Origin of the sequence: Bacillus sp. TSO22, from assembly GCF_020223595.1 — a bacterium.
Taxonomy (GTDB): Bacteria; Bacillota; Bacilli; order Bacillales; family Bacillaceae; genus Bacillus; species Bacillus inaquosorum.
This window is the reverse complement of record NZ_JAHAWO010000015.1, coordinates 407,441-430,001: the sequence shown is the minus strand read 5'-3', so window position 1 is coordinate 430,001 and position 22,561 is coordinate 407,441. Positions and strand designations below refer to the sequence as shown.

The 22,561-nt window shown below is 44.1% G+C and carries 15 protein-coding genes and 1 tRNA gene; 4 read left to right on the top strand and 12 right to left on the bottom strand.

All coding sequences use genetic code 11. The annotated features are described in order from the left end of the window. The 4 genes from KHQ79_RS22025 to KHQ79_RS22010 form a co-directional block, all read right to left on the bottom strand. A partial coding sequence (locus KHQ79_RS22025; RefSeq protein WP_225516925.1) for a non-ribosomal peptide synthetase occupies positions 1–2,644 on the bottom strand: 2,644 nt, incomplete at its 3' end. A gap of 369 nt (positions 2,645–3,013) precedes the next feature. Next, a complete protein-coding gene (dacB, locus tag KHQ79_RS22020; RefSeq protein ID WP_225516924.1) occupies positions 3,014–4,492 on the bottom strand; it encodes a D-alanyl-D-alanine carboxypeptidase/D-alanyl-D-alanine endopeptidase in 1,479 nt (492 codons plus the stop codon). Positions 4,493–4,526: 34 nt separating this feature from the next. Next, complete coding sequence (gene galM, locus KHQ79_RS22015) at positions 4,527–5,504, bottom strand: aldose 1-epimerase (RefSeq protein ID WP_225516923.1); 978 nt, start codon at positions 5,502–5,504, stop codon at positions 4,527–4,529. Positions 5,505–5,636: 132 nt separating this feature from the next. Beyond that, positions 5,637–7,028, bottom strand: a complete 1,392-nt coding sequence (locus KHQ79_RS22010) for an MATE family efflux transporter (protein ID WP_003241939.1) — start codon at positions 7,026–7,028, stop codon at positions 5,637–5,639. A gap of 287 nt (positions 7,029–7,315) precedes the next feature. Between KHQ79_RS22010 and iseA the strand changes: the two genes are divergently transcribed. After that, a complete protein-coding gene (iseA, locus tag KHQ79_RS22005) occupies positions 7,316–7,861 on the top strand; it encodes an IseA DL-endopeptidase inhibitor family protein (RefSeq protein WP_225516922.1) in 546 nt (181 codons plus the stop codon). Between the two features lie 88 nt (positions 7,862–7,949). On the opposite strand, the gene KHQ79_RS22000 is transcribed toward iseA, so the two are convergent. The 3 genes from KHQ79_RS22000 to KHQ79_RS21990 all read right to left on the bottom strand — a co-directional run bounded on the left by KHQ79_RS22000 (position 7,950) and on the right by KHQ79_RS21990 (position 9,166). Beyond that, a tRNA-Arg gene (locus tag KHQ79_RS22000) sits at positions 7,950–8,022 on the bottom strand. 52 nt (positions 8,023–8,074) lie between these two features. Then, a complete protein-coding gene (locus KHQ79_RS21995) occupies positions 8,075–8,620 on the bottom strand; it encodes a site-specific integrase (RefSeq protein ID WP_003241935.1) in 546 nt (181 codons plus the stop codon). 315 nt (positions 8,621–8,935) lie between these two features. Beyond that, a complete protein-coding gene (locus KHQ79_RS21990) occupies positions 8,936–9,166 on the bottom strand; it encodes an excisionase family DNA-binding protein (protein WP_225516921.1) in 231 nt (76 codons plus the stop codon). A 184-nt stretch (positions 9,167–9,350) separates the two neighbouring features. On the opposite strand from KHQ79_RS21990, the gene ggt reads away from it, so the two are divergent. Beyond that, the gene (gene ggt, locus KHQ79_RS21985; RefSeq protein ID WP_100274597.1) at positions 9,351–11,114 is read left to right on the top strand and encodes a gamma-glutamyltransferase; all 1,764 of its coding nucleotides are present in this window, start codon (positions 9,351–9,353) and stop codon (positions 11,112–11,114) included. 191 nt (positions 11,115–11,305) lie between these two features. Here ggt and yofA read toward each other — a convergent pair whose 3' ends face one another. After that, the gene (gene yofA, locus KHQ79_RS21980) at positions 11,306–12,163 is read right to left on the bottom strand and encodes a LysR family transcriptional regulator YofA (protein ID WP_225516920.1); all 858 of its coding nucleotides are present in this window, start codon (positions 12,161–12,163) and stop codon (positions 11,306–11,308) included. A gap of 128 nt (positions 12,164–12,291) precedes the next feature. On the opposite strand from yofA, the gene KHQ79_RS21975 reads away from it, so the two are divergent. Then, positions 12,292–13,281 (top strand): zinc-binding dehydrogenase, encoded by a 990-nt coding sequence (locus tag KHQ79_RS21975; RefSeq protein WP_225516919.1) that lies wholly within the window; start codon positions 12,292–12,294, stop codon positions 13,279–13,281. Positions 13,282–13,337: 56 nt separating this feature from the next. Here the strand turns inward: KHQ79_RS21975 and gltD are convergent, their stop codons facing one another. Together gltD and gltB are read right to left on the bottom strand one after the other, a co-directional pair. Continuing rightward, positions 13,338–14,819, bottom strand: a complete 1,482-nt coding sequence (gene gltD / locus KHQ79_RS21970; RefSeq protein WP_225516918.1) for a glutamate synthase small subunit — start codon at positions 14,817–14,819, stop codon at positions 13,338–13,340. Between the two features lie 16 nt (positions 14,820–14,835). Further along, a complete protein-coding gene (gltB, locus tag KHQ79_RS21965; RefSeq protein ID WP_225516917.1) occupies positions 14,836–19,398 on the bottom strand; it encodes a glutamate synthase large subunit in 4,563 nt (1,520 codons plus the stop codon). A gap of 146 nt (positions 19,399–19,544) precedes the next feature. On the opposite strand from gltB, the gene gltC reads away from it, so the two are divergent. Then, positions 19,545–20,447: a glutamate biosynthesis transcriptional regulator GltC gene (gene gltC, locus KHQ79_RS21960; RefSeq protein ID WP_225516916.1), complete on the top strand. Its 903-nt coding sequence runs from the start codon at positions 19,545–19,547 to the stop codon at positions 20,445–20,447. 54 nt (positions 20,448–20,501) lie between these two features. On the opposite strand, the gene proB is transcribed toward gltC, so the two are convergent. Continuing rightward, the gene (proB, locus tag KHQ79_RS21955) at positions 20,502–21,617 is read right to left on the bottom strand and encodes a glutamate 5-kinase (RefSeq protein WP_225516915.1); all 1,116 of its coding nucleotides are present in this window, start codon (positions 21,615–21,617) and stop codon (positions 20,502–20,504) included. Next, positions 21,614–22,507: a pyrroline-5-carboxylate reductase gene (proC, locus tag KHQ79_RS21950; RefSeq protein WP_080030916.1), complete on the bottom strand. Its 894-nt coding sequence runs from the start codon at positions 22,505–22,507 to the stop codon at positions 21,614–21,616. The genes proB and proC overlap by 4 nt, the downstream gene beginning before the upstream one ends. Positions 22,508–22,561 lie beyond the last annotated feature (54 nt).

Here is a 22,561-nt window from a genome sequence, read left to right as displayed (position 1 = left end):
CTTCAATGCTTCTAAGCGCTGCTTCAATTTCTCCAGGCTCGATACGGTAGCCCCTGATTTTGACTTGATCATCCAAACGGCCGAGGAATTCAACATGTCCGTCAGGAAGCCAGCGCGCCAAATCCCCAGTTTTGTACATGCGTTCACTCGGGTAAAACGGGTCCTCAAGAAAACGCTCCTCCGTTAAGGCCGGCCGATTCAAATAGCCTCTGGCCACACCCGCTCCGGCTATGTACAGTTCGCCGGCGACACCGCAAGGCTGTACGGCTAAATGCGCATCTAAAACATACAAACGCGCACCGGGTACGGGCTTCCCGATCGGAATCCGCAAGCGATCCCTGTCCCGCTCTGGGTCCAACACGTAAAATGCCGCGTCAACCGTCGCTTCTGTCGGCCCGTAGCCATGAATCAGCGATACCTGCGGCAATAAAGAAGCAAAACGGGCTGCCACATGGGGCGCAAGCGGTTCACCTCCGGCGAATACACGCTTCAGGCTTGTCCCGTCACTCAGCCTTTCGATTTCCGCTTGATCGAGAAAGCTGTTCAGCATAGCCGGAATAAAATGGGCCGTTGTAATACTTTCCTGATGAATGGCTTGTACGATCAATGCCGGGTCTTTTTCCCATCCGGGCGGAAGCAGATAAGCCGAAGCGCCGGAAAGGGACCACCAAAACAGCTGCCACACAGACGCATCAAAGGAAAAAGAGGTTTTCACCATGACAATGTCATCTTCCTGAAGCGGAAACTGACGCTGCATGCCAGTCAGAAAGGAAACAGCCTGGCGGTGCTCAACCGCTACCCCTTTTGGCTGCCCGGTGGAGCCCGACGTATAGATGACATAGGCGAGAGAGCCGCTGTCAGCAGGAGCAAACACATGGCTTTCTGCTTCTTCGCTCGCAAGGGATGCCATGTCCACTTCAAGCGTCTCCCCGGAAAAGCTCGGTGCGGAACATCCCGGCTGCGTCAGCAAGAGCGCCGCCCCGCTGTCTTTCAGCATATAGCTCAGCCGTTCCTTTGGATATGCAGGATCAAGCGGCAAATACGCCCCGCCTGCCTTCAATACAGCAAGTACCGCTATCAGCATTTCAGGTGACCGTTCAGACAGGACACCGACGATGCTTTCCTTCGTGACGCCGCGTGCCGCGAGGCCCGCAGCCAGCCGGCTGGCATACATGTCAAGCTCAGCGTACGTCAGCGAACCGCTGGAAAAGCGGATGGCTGGCCGCTCCGGTGTGACAGCCGCCTGTCGTTCAAACAGACCGTGCAGGGTTGGGGCTTCAGGCGAAACAGCTTCCGTCTTATTAAACTCATACAACAATTTTTGTTTCTCTCTTATATTAGTCATATCTAATTCTTTTATGAAACTGTGCGGATGTTGAAGGGCGTTTTCCAGTAACGTAAGCAGATGGTTCTGTATTCGCTTAATATCCTCAAGAGAAAACAAGGTATTTTGATAGTCGAAATTTAATTGAATAGTTCCGGTGTCTGTCCGTTCCTGTATTTGAACAGAAAGCTCGTTCGCGGTGTATCCGCTGAAATAAAGCGCCGTTTCATAGTCAAAACCGTCTGCATTGTGCCATTGGAGCGGTTGATACTGCATAGATATACCGATAAGGTTGTGTAAATCCTTCTGTTCTTTTCTTAATTCATTTACAAGCAAATTATAAGGAAATCGTTGGTGACGCATAACGGAAAGCTGTTCCCTGCCTACTCTGCGGACAAAGGATAGAAAGTCCGCGTCAGGATCAACCGTTATTCTGATGGGAAGAGAACTGACGAACATGCCGAGCATTTCTTTTTCAGCCTTTGACCCTCTGTTGCCATAGTAGGTGCCGATGGCAAGGTCTTTTTTAGAAGTGATCCGGCTGATGCATATGTAAAATGAAGCCATAAATAAGGAAATGATATTGATCTTTTGTTCTTCGCAAAAGATTCGAATCGTTTGCCCTAGATGAGGTGAAAGGGTGATGGTGTCTCTGGATGCGGATGTGCTCTGTTTTTGTAAAGACGTCTGGCCGGCTAACGAGTGGTATCCCGGCGGATTCTGAAAGGTTTGAGTCCAAAATAAACGGTCCTTTGTAAAACGTGAAGACTGTAAATATTGACTCTCTTTTTCGATGTAGCTCAAGTAAGAAGGTTCAGGCTGATCGGGTAAAGGATCTTGCTTTTTCATTTTTTGATAAAGATCTATAATTTGATTTCCCATCACGTTTAAGGAGATGCCGTCCATTATAATATGATGGAATTTAGCAAACAGCCAAACCTCATGATTGTGGATTCTAAGGAGATAAAATTGATAAAGAGGCGAGTTAAATAGTTTAAATGGGATTCTCGCTTGTTCTTGTATCCATTGCTCTATTTCTATCATTTCAACATTTGAAAAATCTATTATTCCCAATGAAGTATATTTATATTCAGTAAGGTACAATCGCGGCTCAAGCTCTTCTCCTTCTAGCAGCTGAAACCTGATGGCATCGTTGCGGGAGATGGAATGATTCAGCGCGCCCTCTAGAACATCAAGATCAATATTGCCTCTGAATTTCACACAGGCCGTAAGATTGCAAATGCTGGTACCTGGCTCCAGCAGTTCGGTAAACCACACTCTCCTTTGGGCATGGGTTAAAGAATAAGTATGTTGGCTCAACGGATTCCCTCCAGTTCTCATAATAAGAGAGTAAGAAAAAAGTAAAAAAAGACAATAAAAGAAATTATATGACTATATAATCCATATATGCACTATATTAACGGATATTTTTTAAAGTACAATAAAAAATATTAAATTTTTATAACATTTTTTTGAATATAGTATTATTTCTTTAGTTTTGGTTTCTTTCTTCATCAAATTTTTTAATATAAAGTGATAAAAGTATCATTCTGATTCGGGTCTTACACACTAATTTTTCAATTGTGCTAATTTGCTGTTGCGCGTAATCTTTCTATTTGTTGGCAGATGCGACCGGAATATTATTGAAGACATAAAAAAACCTGTTTTCCTTGGAAAACAGGTCTGACGCTATGATTGATTTGCCAAGATGACAGCGATTTGATCCTCGATATCTTTTCCATCCTCGTCATCAATCAATCCGTTCAAAAGAATAGAAAAAACAAGGGTTTTTCCGCTCTTGGTTTCTGCGTACCCGGATAAAGAGCTGACTGTGCTTAACGATCCGGTTTTTGCCCTTACCTTTCCTTGTGCAGGAGTGTCTTTCATCCGGTTCCTCAGTGTTCCGCCTATCATCCTGTCACTATTGCCCGCAACCGGCAGAGAATTTAGATAAGCTGGGAACCATTTCTCATTTTGAATGTCATATAACAGCTGTGAGATTTGATCTGAGGATACAGCATTAATATGGGAGACACCTGATCCGTCTCTTAAGACAAGTGATTTGGGATCAACACCAAATTCCGGAAGCGCATTGTTTAATACTTCAAGTCCCTTTTCCCAGCTTCCTTCTTCTTTTTTCACTTTCCCCATCTCTTTTACGAGCACTTCGGCATGTCCGTTATTGCTTAATTTCATAAACGGCACAAATAGTTTTGACAGAGGCATTGAGCGATGAGAGATTAACACGTCTGAAGAACCGGGCGCAGCGCCTGTCTTGACGTGCCCCTTTACAGTAATTCCTTGTTTTTTTAGTGCCTGCTTAAATAATTCCAAAGCGTATCCAGCCGGCTCCCAGACAGCAATCCATTCCTTTGTCTTGCTTGCGTCAACCGGTACGCTCCCTTCAATTGTGATCGTGTTTGTTCCATGCTCTCTTTCGATCGTGAGGTCTTTCTTTTGGCCAGCCGCAGTCGTTTCGGCATCGTTCTTAATCGTTACATAATCCGTCTTCGGAGATACAGAAACGGCAGGCTTTTCCCCCTCTTTTTTACCCGGGGTGATCTCTACAATCACAGTGCCTGCATCATAATCTTCATTCGGAGACGCTGTTAAAGCGGAGATTTGCGCGCCGTAATATGTGTATTCATCACTCCACGGCATATCAGGCGATAATCGGATGTCATCATACCACGTATCATCACCGATCAGATTGCCTTTGATCTCTTTCACGCCGGATTGTTTCAATTTCTCAGCCATTTCTTCAAAATCAGATGGTAAAAGTGTCGGATCTCCTTTCCCTATCAAATAAAGGTTTCCATTCAGCTTTTTCCCTTTAAATTTGCCGTCCGTCCGGACCTCGGTTGTAAAGGAATAGTCCTCGCCAAGAACAGAAAGTGATGAGGCCGCTGTCAAAAGTTTTAAAGAAGAGGCGGGCCTCATTCGGATCTCTCCTGAATGCTCATATAGAACAGCGCCTGTTTCCGCAGAACGAACAGTGATGCCGGCCATTGCGCCTTCGAGTGCAGGATGATCAGCTAAAATCTTATCGATCTGCCCGGCAAGTGCACCTTGTTTTTCAGCCGCTTGCGCAGCCTGATGCATATAAGGGACCGAAGCAACGACGAAAAGCAGCAAAACAGCAACATAAAGCTTTATGCTTTTTTTCATTTTTTTACCCCGCCTCTCTGCGCCTCATCATGGGCTATTGATGATTCAGTTCAATGGTGATACTGCTTTTGGCTGTCGTTTCTTCTCCCGGCTCCAGCACTTGTACACCAGTGAGTGATGGAGACACATTAAGATTCACAGCGTTTGTCACCCATGTGTAAGGTTCAGGGCATAAATATCCCTGCTTTCCGTCCGCGTTGTATACAACCCAATGTTTAAATTGTTCATCTGCCTTATAAATAATGCTTATATGTGCATGCTGATGATAAATGACTGCCTGATTTTCTCCGCCCCTTTTCTGATAAGAAGATAAAAAGACATCATCCAGCTGCTGGCTGCGTAAATCCATCCCTTCATGCAAGGCTTCTTTATTCTGTACATCCATCAGTTTCCCGGTCGGCAGCAGGCGCTCATCCAACTCCCATTGCTGATCTGCTGTCAGGGAGAATAACGAGCTTTCTTCTGGAAATACAAATGTAGTATGATAGCCGATTCCCCAAGGAAACGCTTCCTTTCCTTTGTTCATGACCGTCGCATGTTTAAATAGAGTATTCCCCTTTAGCGTGTATGTCATCCGAACGACGGCATGATGCGGAAATTGCTTATACACATGGGGAAGCTCTGAAAGGTCAATTTCAGTTTCAACGATCACTTCTTCATCAGTTTGCTTCATGGTCACTACGTTCCATTTTTCCTGATAAAGAAACCCATGAAGATGGTTGTGTTTATCCTTTTCATTGATATCAAAATGATATGTTCTGCCCCGGAAACTGAATGTACCGTCACTTATCCGGTTAGGCGGAAACAGGATCGGAATGCCATACAATGTTGGTGTATCATGAAAGCTTTCTGCTGTTTCCGGTTCACGCAAAAGCTGAAGCTGTGTCGTTTTGTCCACAAGAGAAATGACGTTGCTCCCCCACTCGGGAACGACAATCATTTCTATATGTTCGTTGCCTGCTTTGATGGCAGGTGTTCCTAAATACGTAATCTTCTCAATATCGTTTGCCATGTGTACTCAACCTCTCCTTGATTCATTGCTTGTATAAGAATTCAATGTAATGTGCCATATTTCCTCCATTTATGTTTTCTCTTTATCAAACAAAAAACACCGTTCAAATGTTGAACGGTGTGATTCGGGATGCTATTGGATGAGACGTGTAATCTGTTTCTTTTTCCAAACGAATTGATAATACCCATAAATCAACAGCAAGCTGACGGCAAACGCAGCCGGATAGCCAACCCAGACGCCGAGTATTTCAAGATTTGTGTAGTGGGAAAGTACGAACGCGACAGGCACCTCTACTCCCCAGATGGCAAAAATACTGATAACGGTCGGCCATAAAACCGTTCCGCTTGCCCGCATCGTCGCAGAAATAATTTGGGCATTTCCAAAGAGTAAGTAACTCCACAATGTAATCATCAAGAGACGGTGCGCAATGTAAAGCGTCTCTTGTTCGGTTAAAAATAATCCTAAAATCTGATGTGAAAAAACATAGATCAGAATGATCAGCACACCGCCAATGATATAATTCAGCCAAATCCCGACACGAATTACCTGTTTTAGGCGGCCAAACTCGTTCGCTCCGATCGATTGCGCGGCGAATATAGACACCGCAATACCAAGGCTGACGGCCGGCATCTGCACATAGCTGGCTACCTGGTTGACCACGCCGTATGCAGCTGTCGCATTAGAGCCATAATGGTTGACGAATGAAATAACCGCTATCTCTGATAATGAGACGAGAATCATATTGATGCTTGATGGAATCCCGAGGCGCAGCAGGAGAGCCAGAAGTTCTTTATCCATTTTCAAATAACGGCGCACTGTTTTATCAAATTGCAGCGGATGGTTTCGTTTTCGCAAATACACCATTAACACAATAAAAGTCGCAATCGTGGAAATGACGGTTGCATATGCGGAGCCGTATATGCCCAGTTTCGGAAAACCGAACATGCCAAGGATCAAGACAGGCAAAAGCGCTATGTTAATGACCGTGCTCACAATCAGCGTATAAAAAGGTGTCTTAGAATCCCCAGTTCCGCGCAAAAATGTTGTATAAGCAAAATATAAAAACATAAACGGCATCGCGTAAAATAAAATACGTGCATAGCTGGCGCTGACATGAATTACATTTTCAGGCGTGCCCATTAAACGAAGAATATCCAAGGTGAAAATACTGCCGATGACGGCTAACACAACTCCTAATAAAAACGTAAACGTGAGCGTCGTCCCGACAACAGCCTTTAACCGTTCCTCATTTTTCGCCCCGTAGGCTTGTCCGATCAGGATTGAGCTTCCTGAACCGATCCCAATTGTAAATGAGATTAAAAGAAAAAATAACGGGAAAAAGGATGATACAGCTGCAACCGCATCAACACCAAGCCATCTGCCTACAGCCATCATCCCGACTAGCTGGCCGACTGATTGCAGTACATTGCTTAGCAGAAGCGGAACTAAAAAGAGTGACATAGACCGCCAGACAGATGGATTGCTTTTCTTCTGAGTTACAAGTTGTTCTTGTGATGTTTCCATATTGAAAGCTCCTTTATTTGAATTCGTTTGTAAACATGACCCTATTCTTTTGACAAAAACAGGATATGTAACATGTTATTATTCATCACTGTACATATGAAACCCTTCCCGATTCTTCTAATTTTACACATCTTTTTAGCTTATGAAGAATAAACTAGCAAGTAACAGCTTATTTTCTTGTGAGTAAAAGAATAAAAAAATAATTTATGCAAAAGTATTGTAATCTATCCGTAATTATTGTAACATTTGTAACATAAGAGAAAGAGATTTTGAAGGAGTGAACCACAATGAAAAAATGTTTTCTATTTCTAACAACTATTGCACTTATTCTGTCATTAAGCACAAATGCATTTGCGAAAAATACTTCAGGTGATTTATCACAAAAACAAGCACTGCAGCTGGCGTTATCAGCAAGAGAGCATTTTTGGAACACAATGAGCGGCCACAATCCAAAAGCGAAAAAAGCAGTTTGCCCATCAGGCACTTTTGAGTATCAAAATCTTCAATACGTGTACATGTGCAGTGACCTAGGCACTAAAGCAAAAGCAGTGAATTACTTAACTCCTATTTTCACAAAAACAGCAATCGAAAAAGGCTTTAAAGACTATCACTTCACTGTTTCAAAAGGAAAACTAGCCGTGCCAATCGGCGACGGTGACAACCTTTTAAATTGGAAAAAATCAACTGCTAAACTGATCTCTAAAAAAGGCGGCACAGTCACATACGAATTTACCGTTCCTACTTTAGACGGATCACCTGCAGCGAAACGGAAAGTGACATTTGTAAAAGAAAGTAAAAAATGGAAAGTCAATCAATTTGACGCAGTTATATAAGAAAAAACGCCCTGCATAAGCGGGCGTTTTTTTATTTGGCATAAAGAAAGACAACAGGCCAAAAGCCCATTGTCATTTTGTCATATAACGCTCTAGGAGAGATTCGAACTCCCGACCTGCAGTTTAGGAAACTGCTGCACTATCCGCTGTGCTACTAGAGCTTTTGGTATTTATATAGTAGCTCTGATGATAAATATTTTCAAGCGGTTTGTATTAAAGCCCTCCAAAAACCTTATACGCGGCCCTTGTCGTATCTTCATCAATACCGATATACCGCATTGTAATCGAGGGTGATGAATGATTCAGTATTCTCTGCAGCTCGGCAATGTCTTTTGTCCGCTGATAAAAATGATAGCCGAACGTTTTCCGCAGCGTATGGGTCCCTATCTCCTCGAGTCCGCACGCCGCGGCGGCCTCTCTTAAAATCCTGTAGGCCTGAATACGGGAAATCGGCTTCCTGGTCCGGACAGATTTAAAAAGATATTCGTTTTCCTTCATATTTTTCGTATACTCGTATATTTCCTGTTTCAGCGATTCTAAAATCAGTATCTTCCTTTTCTTTTTCGTTTTGCTTTCAGTCGCCCATAAATGATCTTTATTTTTAACGTCCTTCACTTGCAGCGGCAAAATATCAGAAATGCGGAGCGCGCTGTTGATGCCGAAAATAAACAGAAAATAATCCCGCTTGTTTTTGTTTAGCAAATACTGTTTTACATCTTGAATTTTTTCTAAACTGCGAATCGGCTGTACAATATGCATCCAAAAACTCCTTAAAAACCGTTATGTAACGTTTTGAGGTCTATGTTACTATTATAGCTGAAAAACGTTGAAAGTCAAAGTACGGCGGCATTTATGTAACATAATATACATAGTGTTACATAGGCGGGTGAAAAAGCTTTTCAGAACCTCCTCCCTCTTAAATGAGTTTTAAAGCCTCTTATAAAGCTTTTAACCTATTTGATACATATTCCCCTATCTATCATCAAAAAGCCTCTTAGAAAAAAATCTGACGCTTCGGTTTTTTCGCTGTTTTGAAAAAGATATACAAAAAAAGACACAATTTGAAATTGTGTCCTAGTCCTCATCCTTTACATCGATATCTTCCGGGATTGGTTCATTTAAGATTTCCTGCACGAGTGCTCTGTAATTCTCTAGCTGTTCGAGATGCGTTTTGAACTGTCCCTTATAAATCAAAAATTGCTCACCGTCATGAACGGCTCTGATTTTTCCTCCCTGCACCAAACTTTTAATATAATCCTCTGAAAGATTTGTATATTCTGCTGTTTCTTTAATCGTTAAATACATATAGCAGTCCTTTCTTAATCCGTATGCTGATTCTAATATAGCACATGGCTCATAACAATATAATCAATTTCACACAGAAAAGCGGGTGAATGTTCTATATAATATACCATTTGTCACTTGTGAAAACGCTGTAATTTTTTTACGCTAAGATTGTAACATAACAGCTTCATATAGGAGGGAGAACATGAAAAGAACGTGGAACGTCTGTTTAACAGCTCTGCTTAGTGTTCTGTTAGTCGCTGGAAGTGTCCCTTTTCACGCGGAAGCGAAAAAGCCGCCCAAAAGCTATGACGAGTACAAACAAGTAGATGTTGGGAAAGACGGCATGGTTGCTAGCGCACATCCTCTCGCATCGGAAATCGGTGCTGATGTACTGAAAAAAGGAGGAAATGCCATTGACGCGGCAGTTGCCATTCAATTTGCGCTCAATGTAACAGAGCCGATGATGTCAGGCATTGGCGGCGGCGGTTTTATGATGGTGTATGATGGAAAAACAAAGGATACAACGATCATTGACAGTCGTGAACGCGCTCCAGCAGGTGCAACTCCTGATATGTTTCTCGATGAAGACGGCAAAGCGATTCCTTTCTCTGAACGTGTGACAAAAGGTACTGCCGTCGGTGTTCCAGGTACGCTGAAAGGGCTGGAAGAAGCTCTGGATAAATGGGGAACCCGTTCAATGAAGCAATTAATCACCCCTTCTATTAAACTCGCTGAAAAAGGCTTTCCGATTGATTCGGTGTTGGCAGATGCGATTTCTGATTATCAGGAAAAGCTGTCACGGACTGCCGCAAAAGATGTATTTTTGCCAAATGGCGAGCCGCTTAAAGAAGGCGATACACTGGTTCAAAAGGATTTGGCAAAAACGTTTAAGCTCATTCGCTCAAAAGGCACTGACGCTTTTTATGAAGGAAAATTCGCCAAAGCGCTTTCTGACACTGTACAGGATTTCGGCGGATCAATGACGAAAAAGGATTTAGAAAATTATGACATCACAATCGATGAACCGATTTGGGGAGACTATCAAGGCTATCAAATCGCCACTACTCCTCCTCCAAGCTCTGGCGGTATTTTCTTATTGCAAATGCTGGAAATACTTGATGATTTTAACCTTTCACAATACGATGTCCGCTCATGGGAAAAATATCAACTGCTTGCTGAAACGATGCATTTGTCTTATGCCGACCGTGCGTCTTATGCAGGTGATCCCGAATTTGTAAACGTTCCTCTCAAAGGCCTGCTTCACCCCGATTATATTAAAGAACGCCAGCAATTAATCAACTTAGATCAAGTCAATAAAAAACCGAAAGCCGGTGATCCTTGGAAATACCAAGAAGGATCGGCAAACTATAAGCAAGTCGAACAGCCGAAAGACAAAGTAGAAGGCCAAACAACCCACTTTACAGTTGCCGACCGCTGGGGAAATGTTGTTTCCTACACGACGACAATTGAACAGCTATTCGGAACGGGTATTATGGTCCCTGATTACGGCGTCATTTTAAACAATGAACTAACAGATTTTGATGCGGTTCCAGGCGGAGCCAACGAAGTACAGCCAAACAAACGGCCTTTAAGCAGTATGACCCCGACCATTTTATTTAAGGATGATAAGCCTGTCCTCACCGTCGGATCTCCTGGCGGGGCCACCATTATTTCGTCCGTTTTGCAAACCATTCTCTATCACATCGAATATGGCATGGAATTAAAAGCAGCTGTTGAAGAGCCGAGAATTTACACAAACAGCATGAGCTCTTACCGCTATGAAGACGGAGTTCCTGAAGATGTTCTCAGCAAACTAAACGGCATGGGCCACAAATTCGGCAAAAGCCCGGTGGATATCGGGAACGTACAAAGCATTTCTATCGACCATGAAAACGGCACCTTTAAAGGCGTAGCTGATTCAAGCAGAAACGGCGCGGCGATCGGTATTAATTTAAAACGGAAATAAAAAGAAAAAACTGTACTCGCTTCAATTGAGTACAGTTTTTTTGTATGCAGACCTTTATATAAGAACGGAAATAACCTCCTCCTGCCTGATAACAATCCGAATGCCTTTAATACGGTTTGGTGATACTCCATATGCCGGCTTTCTTGACAATCGGCTAAGTTCTTAGTTCAGCTTATGCAGCGTAACAGTCTTCATCTTTTCATTTCGTTTACCTCATCAATAAATGTCTGAAACGCACTCGTCATAAAAAAGTCTTTTCTGTATATAAATACGATCTCTAAGTCTTGATACGCTGCTGGCAGCTGATGAATATACACATTTGCACCATGGGTAGAGCAGTCAACAGCGGACTTCGGAAGCAGCGCCGTACCCAAACCGGCGGATACTCCTCTTAAAATAGCTTCCAATGTGCCAAACTCTATGATTTTTTGATTTTGAATACCTGCTTCCTTCAGCAATCTCTTGACCCTGGCACGATGAGAACAGCCAGCTCCAAAAAAGAGCATCGGCTGCCGAAGCATGTCTTCTGCCGTCCCCTCCCGTGATGAAATCAAAACCAATTCATCACGGGAAACAGGGATTTGTCTGATATCCGTTTGCTCAACCGGTCCGTATACAAAAGCGCCATCAACCTTATGATCAAGAACCTGTTGAATCAAATTGTGTGTATCAGCTGTGTTCACTGATAAATCAACTTCAGGAAAACGCCTGAGGAAGGAGGCCGCATGCTCGGGCAGATGCGTTACCGCTGTTGTTTCCAACGATCCGATCCGCAAAGGCCCTTTCGGATGCTGGCCCACCTGTGCCGATTTTTCAGCTTTGTCCAGCAGTGATAATACTTGCTCTGCGTATTGCAATAGGTTTTCTCCGGCAGCTGTCAGCTTCATCCCGCGATTCGTTCGATGAAAAAGTTTGATCTTCAAATCTTCCTCAAGGTTATGTATTCTGGCTGTCACATTGGATTGAACATAATTCAGCATTCGGGCTGCTTTCGTTATACTTCCTTCACGGGCAACAGCCCGAAAAATCCTTAAATCTCCGCTTTCCACAGGCACTCACCTTCTTGCTATGATAAAAAGTGATATCGGCTATCATATTTGTTCATTTTACTCGAAGAAAACCGCTATGTAAAATATGTAAAGATATGAAAATACAATTCAATGAGGAGGCAGACAGCATGAAAGCTGTAATTCACAACGGAAAAACCGGACTTCAGGGGTTATCCTTTCAAGACGTTCCATCAAAAAAGCCTGGATACGGAGAGGTAAAAGTCAAATTAAAATCTGCAGGTCTAAACCATCGCGACCTGTTTCTTATGAATAACAAATCTGAACGAGATCCTCATGTAATACTGGGCTCTGACGGCGCCGGTATCATTGAAGAGGTTGGTGAAGGCGTGAAAAACGTTGCTGTTCAAACAGAAGTAATCATTTTCCCGACATTGAACTGGGATTTGACAGAGAATGTGCCGCCTGTTCCGGAGATTTTGGGCGGCCCTTCTGACGGAACGCTTGCTGAATACGTGATCATCCCTTCACAAAATGCAATCAAAAAACCTTCTTATTTATCCTGGGAAGAAGCAGGCGTTTTGCCTTTATCCGCTTTAACCGCATATCGGGCTCTGTTTACAAAATCCCAATTGAAAAAAGGCGAGCATCTATTGATACCCGGCATCGGCAGCGGTGTTGCAACCTACGCTTTATTCATGGCTAAAGCGATCGGGGCGAAAGTAAGTGTGACCTCTCGCAGTGAGGAGAAAAGAAAAAAAGCGCTGCAATTAGGTGCTGATTACGCATTTGACAGCTACAGCAATTGGGATGAACAGCTGCAGGGAGAAAAGGCTGATGTTGTTCTTGACAGCATAGGCCCCGCCCTCTTTTCGGAATACTTCCGCCATGTTAAACCGAACGGCCGTATTGTCAGCTTTGGGGCAAGCTCAGGCGACGACCTCAGTTTTCCGGTACGCTCTTTATTCTTTCCTCAGATCAATGTATTGGGAACCTCGATGGGGAGCTGTGAAGAATTTCATGATATGCTCGCTTTCATTGAAAAACATCAGCTGCGCCCTGTACTTGACCGCACATATCCTTTAGAAAAAGCGTGTGAGGCATATACCAGAATGCAGGAAGGCAGACAGTTTGGCAACATCGGAATCGTCATGGAATAAAAAAAGAAACCGGCTGATATTCAGACCGGTTTCTTTTATATAATAATCCCCTTTATTTACGGAAGAACTGAACTCCCCATCAAATATCGATCCACTTCGCGCGCTACTTCACGGCCTTCATTAATCGCCCATACGATTAAGCTTTGGCCTCTTCTTGCATCCCCTGCGGCAAATACGCCATCGATATTTGTTTGATAATCCCCATATGCTGCGCTGATTTTGTTATTTAAAGAATTGACACCGAACTGTTTCAACAGCGGCTGTTCTGTGCCTTCAAAGCCGATAGCGATAAAGACAAGCTGAGCAGGCCATACTTTTTCCGTCCCGGGCAGCTCGCGGAACTCGTACTTTCCGTGCTCATTTTTCACTTTTTCCATTTGAATGGTATGAAGCTCTTTCAGCTTTCCATTTTTATCCGCAACCATTTTTTTCGTTTGAATGGAGTATTCTCGCGGATCTCTTCCGAATTTTGCTTCCGCTTCTTCATACGCATATTCAAGCGTAAAGACGTGCGGCTGTTCAGGCCACTGATTGTCATTCGTGCGGGCCGGCGGAAGTTTCGGGTGTTTGCCGAATTGGTGCACACTTTTAGCTTTTTGTCGCAGAGCAGTAGCCACGCAGTCAGCTCCTGTGTCTCCGCCCCCGATTACGATGACATCTTTTCCTTTTGCATCAATAAACTTCTTGTCTTTAAAGTTAGAATCTAAATAGCTTTTTGTTGCGAGTGTCAGGTAGTCCATCGCGTAATGGACTCCTTTTGAATTGCGTCCTTCAATTAATAGATCCCGTTGTTTTTGTGCGCCTGTGCACAGAATCACAGCATCAAATTGCTCTTTCAGCTCATCAGCTGTAATGTCAACGCCAATTTCTGTGTTCGTGACAAAATCAATTCCTTCTTGCGTCAGCAATTTAACCCGGCGTTCTACAATGCCTTTCTCAAGCTTCATGTTCGGAATGCCGTATGTTAAAAGGCCGCCCGCTCTGTCTGAGCGTTCAAACACAGTGACGGAATGCCCCGCTTGATTCAGCTGGTCAGCACTCGCCAGTCCGGCCGGGCCTGATCCAACGATGGCCACTTTTTTGCCTGTTCGTTTTTTAGGAATTCTAGGCTGAATCCAGCCATTCTCAAATCCTTTGTCGATAATGGTCCGTTCGATATTTTTAATGGATACGGCCGGGTCTGAAATCGCTAATGTACATGACCCTTCACAAGGTGCGGGACATACCCGCCCTGTGAATTCAGGAAAGTTGTTTGTTTTCAAAAGGCGTTCCAATGCTTCTTTCCATCTGCCCCGGTAGACAAGATCATTCCATTCAGGAATTAAGTTGTAAATCGGACAGCCGGATGTAAATCCGTTAATGTCTGCACCGATCTGGCAAAACGGTGTACCGCAATCCATACACCGCGCCCCCTGCCGTTTCGATGCTTCTTCTGAAAAAGGAGCAGAATATTCTTTCCAATCCTTTAAGCGAGTGAGAGGGTCCCGCTCAGCAGGTTTTTCTCGTTTGATCTCCATAAATCCAGTTGGTTTCCCCATGTTCCTCTCCCCTTCCTTACTGTACTACCGCTTGTTTTTGTCCCGATGACGTTGTATTCTGCTTTGGCTTCGTGTTGGCTTCAAATGCGTACATGACAGCTTCTTCATCTGATAAGCCTGCAGCTTTTTGCTCTTCGATACTTGCGAGCATTTGTTTATAGTTTTTCGGAATGACTTTGATGAATTTTTTCACGCTGTCTTCCCACTGATCAAGCAGGTCTGTAGCTTTTTGGCTGTTTGTATACGCAGCATGTTTTTCAAGCATTGCTTTGATTTTCTGGGTTTCTTTTTCATCCTCTAATGATTCAAATAAAATCATCTCAAGGTTGCATTTGCGTTTAAACGCTTTTACATCTTCGGCCAGTACATAAGCGATTCCGCCGGACATACCTGCCGCGAAGTTTTTGCCTACATCTCCGAGTACGACAACACTTCCGCCAGTCATGTATTCACAGCCGTGGTCGCCAATACCTTCTACAACCACGTTCACACCGCTGTTCCGAACGGCAAAGCGTTCACCCGCACGTCCGTTAATATATGCTTCTCCGCTTGTCGCGCCGTAGAAAGCTACGTTGCCGATAATGACGTTGTCATCTGAAGCGGAATTGAATCCTTCCGGTGACTTGACGATGATTTTTCCGCCAGAAAGCCCTTTTCCGACATAATCATTTGAGTCGCCATCCAAATAAAGCGTCATTCCTTTAGGAACGAAGGCTCCAAAGCTTTGTCCGGCTGATCCGGTAAACTGCAGCTTGATCGTATCTTCAGGAAGCCCTTCTTCTCCGTAGCGTTTCGAAATTTCACTGCCTGTTATCGTTCCGGCTACACGGTTTGTATTGTTGATTTGAATAGAAACATCCGCTTCTTTTCCAGACTCGATGGCTTCTTGTACGGCCGGGAGAATCGCTGTAATATCAAGTGATTGATCAATCTTATGATTTTGCGGCGATTGGAACGTCCGTACGCCTTCAGGCTGATAAAGAAGGGTAGACAAATCAAGCTGGCTTGCTTTCCAATGCGCCTTCGCCCGTTCACTCACATGAAGTACGTCAGTGCGTCCGATCATTTCATCAAATGTCTTGAAGCCTAACGCAGCCATGTACTCACGAACTTCTTCAGCAATGAACAGCATATAGTTCACAATATGATCAGGATCGCCCATGAACTTTTTGCGAAGCTCTGGATTTTGTGTCGCTACACCGACAGGACATGTATCCAAATGGCAGGCACGCATCATGACACAACCGAGTACAACTAACGGAGCCGTTGCGAAACCGAATTCTTCGGCGCCGAGCAAGGCAGCCATCACAACGTCTCGGCCTGTCATGAGCTTTCCGTCTGTTTCTAATACAACACGGTCACGGAGTCCGTTTAGCATTAACGTTTGATGTGCTTCGGCAAGGCCAAGCTCCCACGGAAGCCCTGTATGTTTAATACTGGTTTTCGGAGAGGCACCTGTACCTCCGTCGTAACCGCTGATCACAATGACATCTGCGGTCGCTTTGGCAACACCTGCAGCGATTGTGCCTACGCCTGCTTTTGACACCAGCTTTACGCTGATTCTTGCGTCACGGTTGGCATTTTTCAAATCGTGGATCAGCTGGGCTAAATCCTCAATCGAATAAATGTCGTGGTGCGGCGGCGGTGAGATTAATCCGACACCAGGCGTTGATCCGCGGACATCGGCAACCCAAGGATATACCTTGTTGCCAGGCAGCTGTCCGCCTTCACCCGGCTTAGCGCCTTGCGCCATTTTAATCTGCAGCTCATCTGCATTAACGAGGTAATGGCTTTTGACACCGAAACGTCCGGATGCAATTTGTTTGATCGCGCTTCTTCTGTCATCTCCGTTTTTATCTGGAACAAAGCGTTTCGGATCTTCTCCGCCCTCACCGCTGTTGCTTTTCCCGCCAAGACGGTTCATTGCGATTGCTAAAGCTTCATGCGCTTCCTTACTTAAGGATCCAAATGACATCGCACCCGTTTTAAAGCGTTTGACAATCGATTCAGCGGATTCAACTTCCTCCAATTTCAGAGGCTTGCGGTCTCCGTCAAATGCGAACAAGTTCCGTAAAAATCCAATGCGCTCTTCATCTGCCGCTTTTGTATATTGTTTAAACAGATTGTAATCATTTCTTCGGCACGCCCATTGCAAGGTATGAATCGTTTTTGGGTTAAACGCGTGATGCTCTCCGCCGTTTCTCCATTGGAAGTCACTTCCCGGTTCAAGCGTTTTGCTGTAATCATCTTGATACGCTTCCCGGTGGCGGCGCTGCGCCTCTTCTGCAATTGTGTTCAAGTCGATGCCGCCGAGCTGTGATGCAGTTCCTGTGAAATAGCGGTCAATCACATCGCCGCTGATTCCTACTGCCTCAAAGATTTGGGCGCCTCTGTAGCTTTGTACAGTTGAAATCCCCATCTTGGACATGACTTTTACGACACCTTCAGTAATGCTTTTTCCATATTTGCTGACCGCTTCTTCATAGCTAATATCTAAACGGCCTTCATCAATTTCCTGCTTGTAGGTCGCATAAGCGAGATAAGGATTAATCGCATCCGCACCATAACCGATTAAAGCTGCAAAGTGATGCACTTCACGCGCTTCTCCTGATTCCACAATAATGCTGACTTTTGTACGCAGCCCCTTGCGGATTAAATGCTGATGCAGCGCGCTGACTGCCAGAAGCGGCGGAATTGGTGTCAGGCGTCCGTTCATCTTTTTGTCTGATAAAATTAACAGGCTTACACCTTGGCTGATGGCTTTTTCTGCCTGTGTGAACATGTCCTTTAATCCGCGTTCAAGATCCTCTGAAAACAGCACATCGATTTTTTGGCTTTTTAAATCAGGATGAACAATCGTTTTTAATGCGTAAAACTGTTCATTGGATAAAACAGGTGTATATAGTTTAATCCGACGAACGTTTCGCTCACTTGGGTGAAGAAGATCACCTTCTGCACCTAGCCAAGTCATCGTAGATGTCACAAGCTGCTCACGAATCGCGTCGATTGGCGGGTTCGTCACTTGTGCAAACAGCTGCTTAAAGTAGTTAAACAGTGATTGCGCGCGGTCTGACAGAACAGCAAGCGGCGCGTCATTCCCCATTGAACCGAGAGGATCTTTGCCTTCTTTAATGACAGGAATTAAATATTTTTGGATATCTTCATATGTGTATCCGAATGCCTTCTGACGAGTAAGAAGATCTGTAAATTGTTCTTCCTCTCTTGATTCCGGATCAGGATTCACTTGGACAAGCTCTTCCTCAAGCCACTTTTGGTACGGGAACTCAGTTGCAATTTGTGTTTTGACTTCTTCATCTGAGATAATCCGGCCTTCTTCCAGGTCGATCAACAGCATTTTTCCAGGTTCTAGACGGTTTTTATATAAAACGTTCTCCTGTTCAACTTTAATAACGCCTACTTCAGATGAGAAAATAATATAATCATCTTTTGTTACATAATAACGGGCCGGACGGAGACCATTCCGGTCAAGGATCGCACCGATTTGTTTTCCGTCAGTAAATGAAATGGCTGTCGGTCCGTCCCAAGGCTCCATTAGGGAACTATGGTACTCGTAGAACGCTCTCTTTTCCTTAGACATATGCGTATTTTCCGTCCATGGCTCAGGAATGAGCATCATCGCTGTATGTGCCGGTTTGCGTCCAGCCATTACAAAAAACTCAAATGCGTTATCCAAAATGGAAGAGTCACTGCCGTCAGCATTCAGAATTGGAAGAATCTTGTTCAAGTCCTCACCGAAGCTTTCAGAAACAAATTGCTGCTCACGCGCTCTCATCCAGTTAATGTTTCCGCGAAGGGTGTTAATTTCACCATTGTGAACCAAATAACGGTTTGGATGCGCTCTTTCCCATGTAGGGAATGTGTTGGTGCTGAAACGTGAATGGACAAGCGCAAAAGCAGAAACGAATGCTTCATCTTGCAGATCAGAATAAAACGCATCAACTTGTTCAGGTGTTAAAAGGCCTTTGTAAACAATGGTCTGGCTTGAAAGACTGGCAAAATAAAAATCAAGACCTTCCGTTACTCCCCAGTTTTCAGCCTGTTTACGAATGACATACAATTTTCGTTCAAAAGACAAATTGTCCTTCAGATCAGAACTAGCGCCGATAAATACTTGACGGACAAACGGACAGCTTTTCTGTGCCACTGTTCCGATTTTTCCGACATTTACAGGTACAGTTCTCCATCCAAGAACGGCTTGGCCTTCTTGTTCAATCAGTGCATTGATTTGCTTTTCGATTTTTATTCTTTCATCTTCCTTCTGTGAGAAAAAGACCATTCCTACCCCGTAACGCCCTTTTTCCGGCAGATTGATGTCTTTGCACTCTTTCCTAAAGAAAGCATCAGGGATTTGAACCAGTAAGCCGGCTCCGTCTCCTGTATCCGGGTCACTGCCTTGACCTCCTCTGTGGTCTAGCTGGCAAAGCATCTTAAGCCCCTGTTTGACGATGTCATGAGTCTGCTTGCCCTTTAAGTGCGCATATAGGCCGATTCCGCATGCATCATGTTCAAATTCAGGACGGTAGAGACCTTGAGCTTTTGGCATTTGATTGTACGTCATAATTCCTCTCCCCCGATCAATTTCCGATAATACCGGTCATAAAATCTAACAACTCTATAATCATTGTAGGTTTTCAAAACGATATAAACAATATATAATTTAGATCAAAAGAATCTCAAAATGAGATAGATGGATGTGAGACAAACATGGAGCTACGCCAACTGCGCTATTTTATGGAGGTGGCTGAACGTGAACACGTTTCAGAAGCCGCTGATCATTTGCATGTGGCCCAATCAGCAATCAGCAGACAAATTGCAAATCTTGAAGAAGAATTAAATGTGACTTTATTTGAGCGTGAAGGGAGAAATATCAAACTCACGCCGATCGGAAAAGAATTTTTGATTCATGTGAAAACGGCAATGAAAGCCATCGATTATGCGAAAGAACAAATTGATGAGTATCTGGACCCGCATCGCGGGACGGTAAAGATCGGCTTTCCTACAAGTCTGGCCAGCCAGCTTTTGCCGACTGTAATTTCAGCATTTAAAGAAGAATATCCGCACGTAGAATTTTTGCTGCGACAAGGCTCTTATAAGTTTCTGATTGAAGCTGTCAGAACCCGCGATATTGATTTGGCCTTATTAGGGCCGGTGCCGACGAACTTTCCTGACATAACAGGAAAAATTTTATTCACAGAGAAAATTTACGCACTTGTTCCATTAAATCATCCGCTTGCCAAACAAAAAACGGTTCATTTAATCGATTTACGCAATGACCAATTTGTTTTGTTTCCGGAAGGATTTGTGCTTAGAAAAATGGCAATTGATACTTGCAAACAAGCCGGCTTTGCCCCTCTCGTTTCTACAGAGGGTGAGGATTTGGATGCCATCAAGGGATTGGTGTCCGCGGGAATGGGCGTTACCCTTCTGCCTGAAAGCACCTTTGCTGAAACAACACCTCGTTTTACTGTGAAAATTCCAATTGAGTTCCCTCAAGTGAAACGGACTGTCGGAATTATTAAACCGAAAAACAGAGAGCTTGCGCCGTCTGCGAATGACTTTTATGAGTTTGTCATTCAATTCTTCTCCAAGCTGGAGCAGTATCAATAAAAAAACGAACCCGAGCTTCTATAAAGAAGCTTCGGGTTTTTTGCTCTTGTCAGATTAATATACAGGCAAAGATAAATCCACATGGCACACAAATGCTTCCTGATCAATTACTGCTTTGTTCATCAGCTCTTTTTTCTTATCGAGTTCTTGAAGCTGTACAGAAGAATAATTGACGATTCCGAGCCCGATTTCTGCCCCTTGAGAATCCATCAGCCGAACAACTGATCCGCTTTTGAATTTCCCTTTAATCTCCTGTACACCGTCCAGATATAAACTCGATTGCCCGTTTGTTATTTTTCGTGAATAATCATCTGATAAAATCATTTCACCTTCTGGGCCGGAATTAAAAGCGATCCACTGCTCTTTATGGTTTAACGGAAGCGTTCCCTCTGCTTCAAAATAGGTGCCTTCTGCCTCTTGATGAACAGCTTGATATAAAATATCTTCGGCATCTGCCTGACCAAGAAATCCTTTAATGCCAGAGGCCATTACGATTTTAAACGCATCAAGCTTAGAGCGCATGCCGCCGGTACCGACGCCGCTGCCAGTATCACCTGCGCACGCTTCGATGTCAGGCGTTATCTCACTCACCCGCTGCATCCTTTTTGCTTCTGGATTTGTGCGCGGATTGCCGTCATATAAGCCATCAATATCTGATAAAATCACAAGCATATCCGCATCAATTAATCCGGCGACTTTTGCCGCTAGTGTATCATTGTCGCCAAACTTGAGCCGATTGACGGTAACTGTGTCGTTTTCGTTTATAATTGGGATGATGCCGCGTTCGAGCAGTACATTCATTGTATTCCGGACATTGTTATATCGATATTCATCAGAAAAATCGCTTCTCGTAATTAAAATTTGGGACGCAACATAGCCATGCGCCAAGAACAGCTTTGAATAAGCCTCCATCAGCAGGCCCTGGCCGATTGAAGCTGATGCCTGTTTTTCTGGAAGCTTCTCGGGTCTTTGGATAAATCCGAGCTTCCGATATCCCGCCGCCACTGCGCCTGAGGAAACCAAAATCACTTCATAGCCGGCGTCTTTAAGTTTGGCGATCTGGTCGACCAACGCTTCTAATTTTCGAATGCTGATTTCTCCATGAAGGCTTGTTAATGAACTGCTCCCAATTTTCACAACGACTCTTTTCATGTTAGTATCGGACGTCACTTTATCACTCCTGATAGCGGGGCTGCTGTTTTTTCGATATCGTCGCTGATTTCCTTTGAACGCATAGCCGCATGCTTGATCGCTTGAGAAATGGCTTCTCCGCCGCCGCTCTTTTTCAAGGCTTGCAGCCCGGCAGCTGTCGTTCCGTTCGGTGACGTGATATTGTCCCTTAAGACCTCAGGCTGTTCGCCTGTTTCCATGAGCATTTTTGCGGCACCCAAAAGCGTCTGTGCTCCGATGCTTCGAGATAACTGTTTATCGAGTCCTGCTTCCTCGCCTGTCTTCTCAATGAATTCCATTAAATAGTAAAAATACGCGGGACCGCTGCCGGCAATTCCGGTGAAAATGTCCATTTGATTTTCTTGAATTGTATAGACTTCACCCATGCATCCGAGCAATGCTTCGGCCAGCTTTTTCAGGTCTTTTGACACATACTTGCCAAGCGCAATGGCCGTTGCAGAAGCGCCAATCATACTGGATGTGTTGGGCATCACTCTGACAACCGGCTGTTCATTAAGCAATGATTGTTCAATATAAGAGGTGGTTATGCCGGCAAGGACCGACAATATTAATTGATGGGGTTGAATACGTGATTTTAGTGATGACAGAGCGCTTTCAGCGTCTTTTGGCTTCATTGCTAAAATGAGTACATCCATGTCTTCAATACATAGTTCATTGGGCGTAGCGCCAGTAATTCCATATTGAAGTTCAAGTTCAGCTAATCGCTCTGTATTGCTGCGGTTTGTAACGCAGATGTTTTGTTTCGGGATTTTGTTGGCACGAACGATACCTGATATCATTCCTTCCGCCATAGATCCTGCTCCTATAAAGGCTACTTTCTTTTGATCAAAGATCGGTAACATCTCCTTTGTTCGCTTTTTTGTTCGCATTTTCACACGTTTAAAATGTTACCACGTGAGGAAATGATGTCAAGTTTGAAGGTC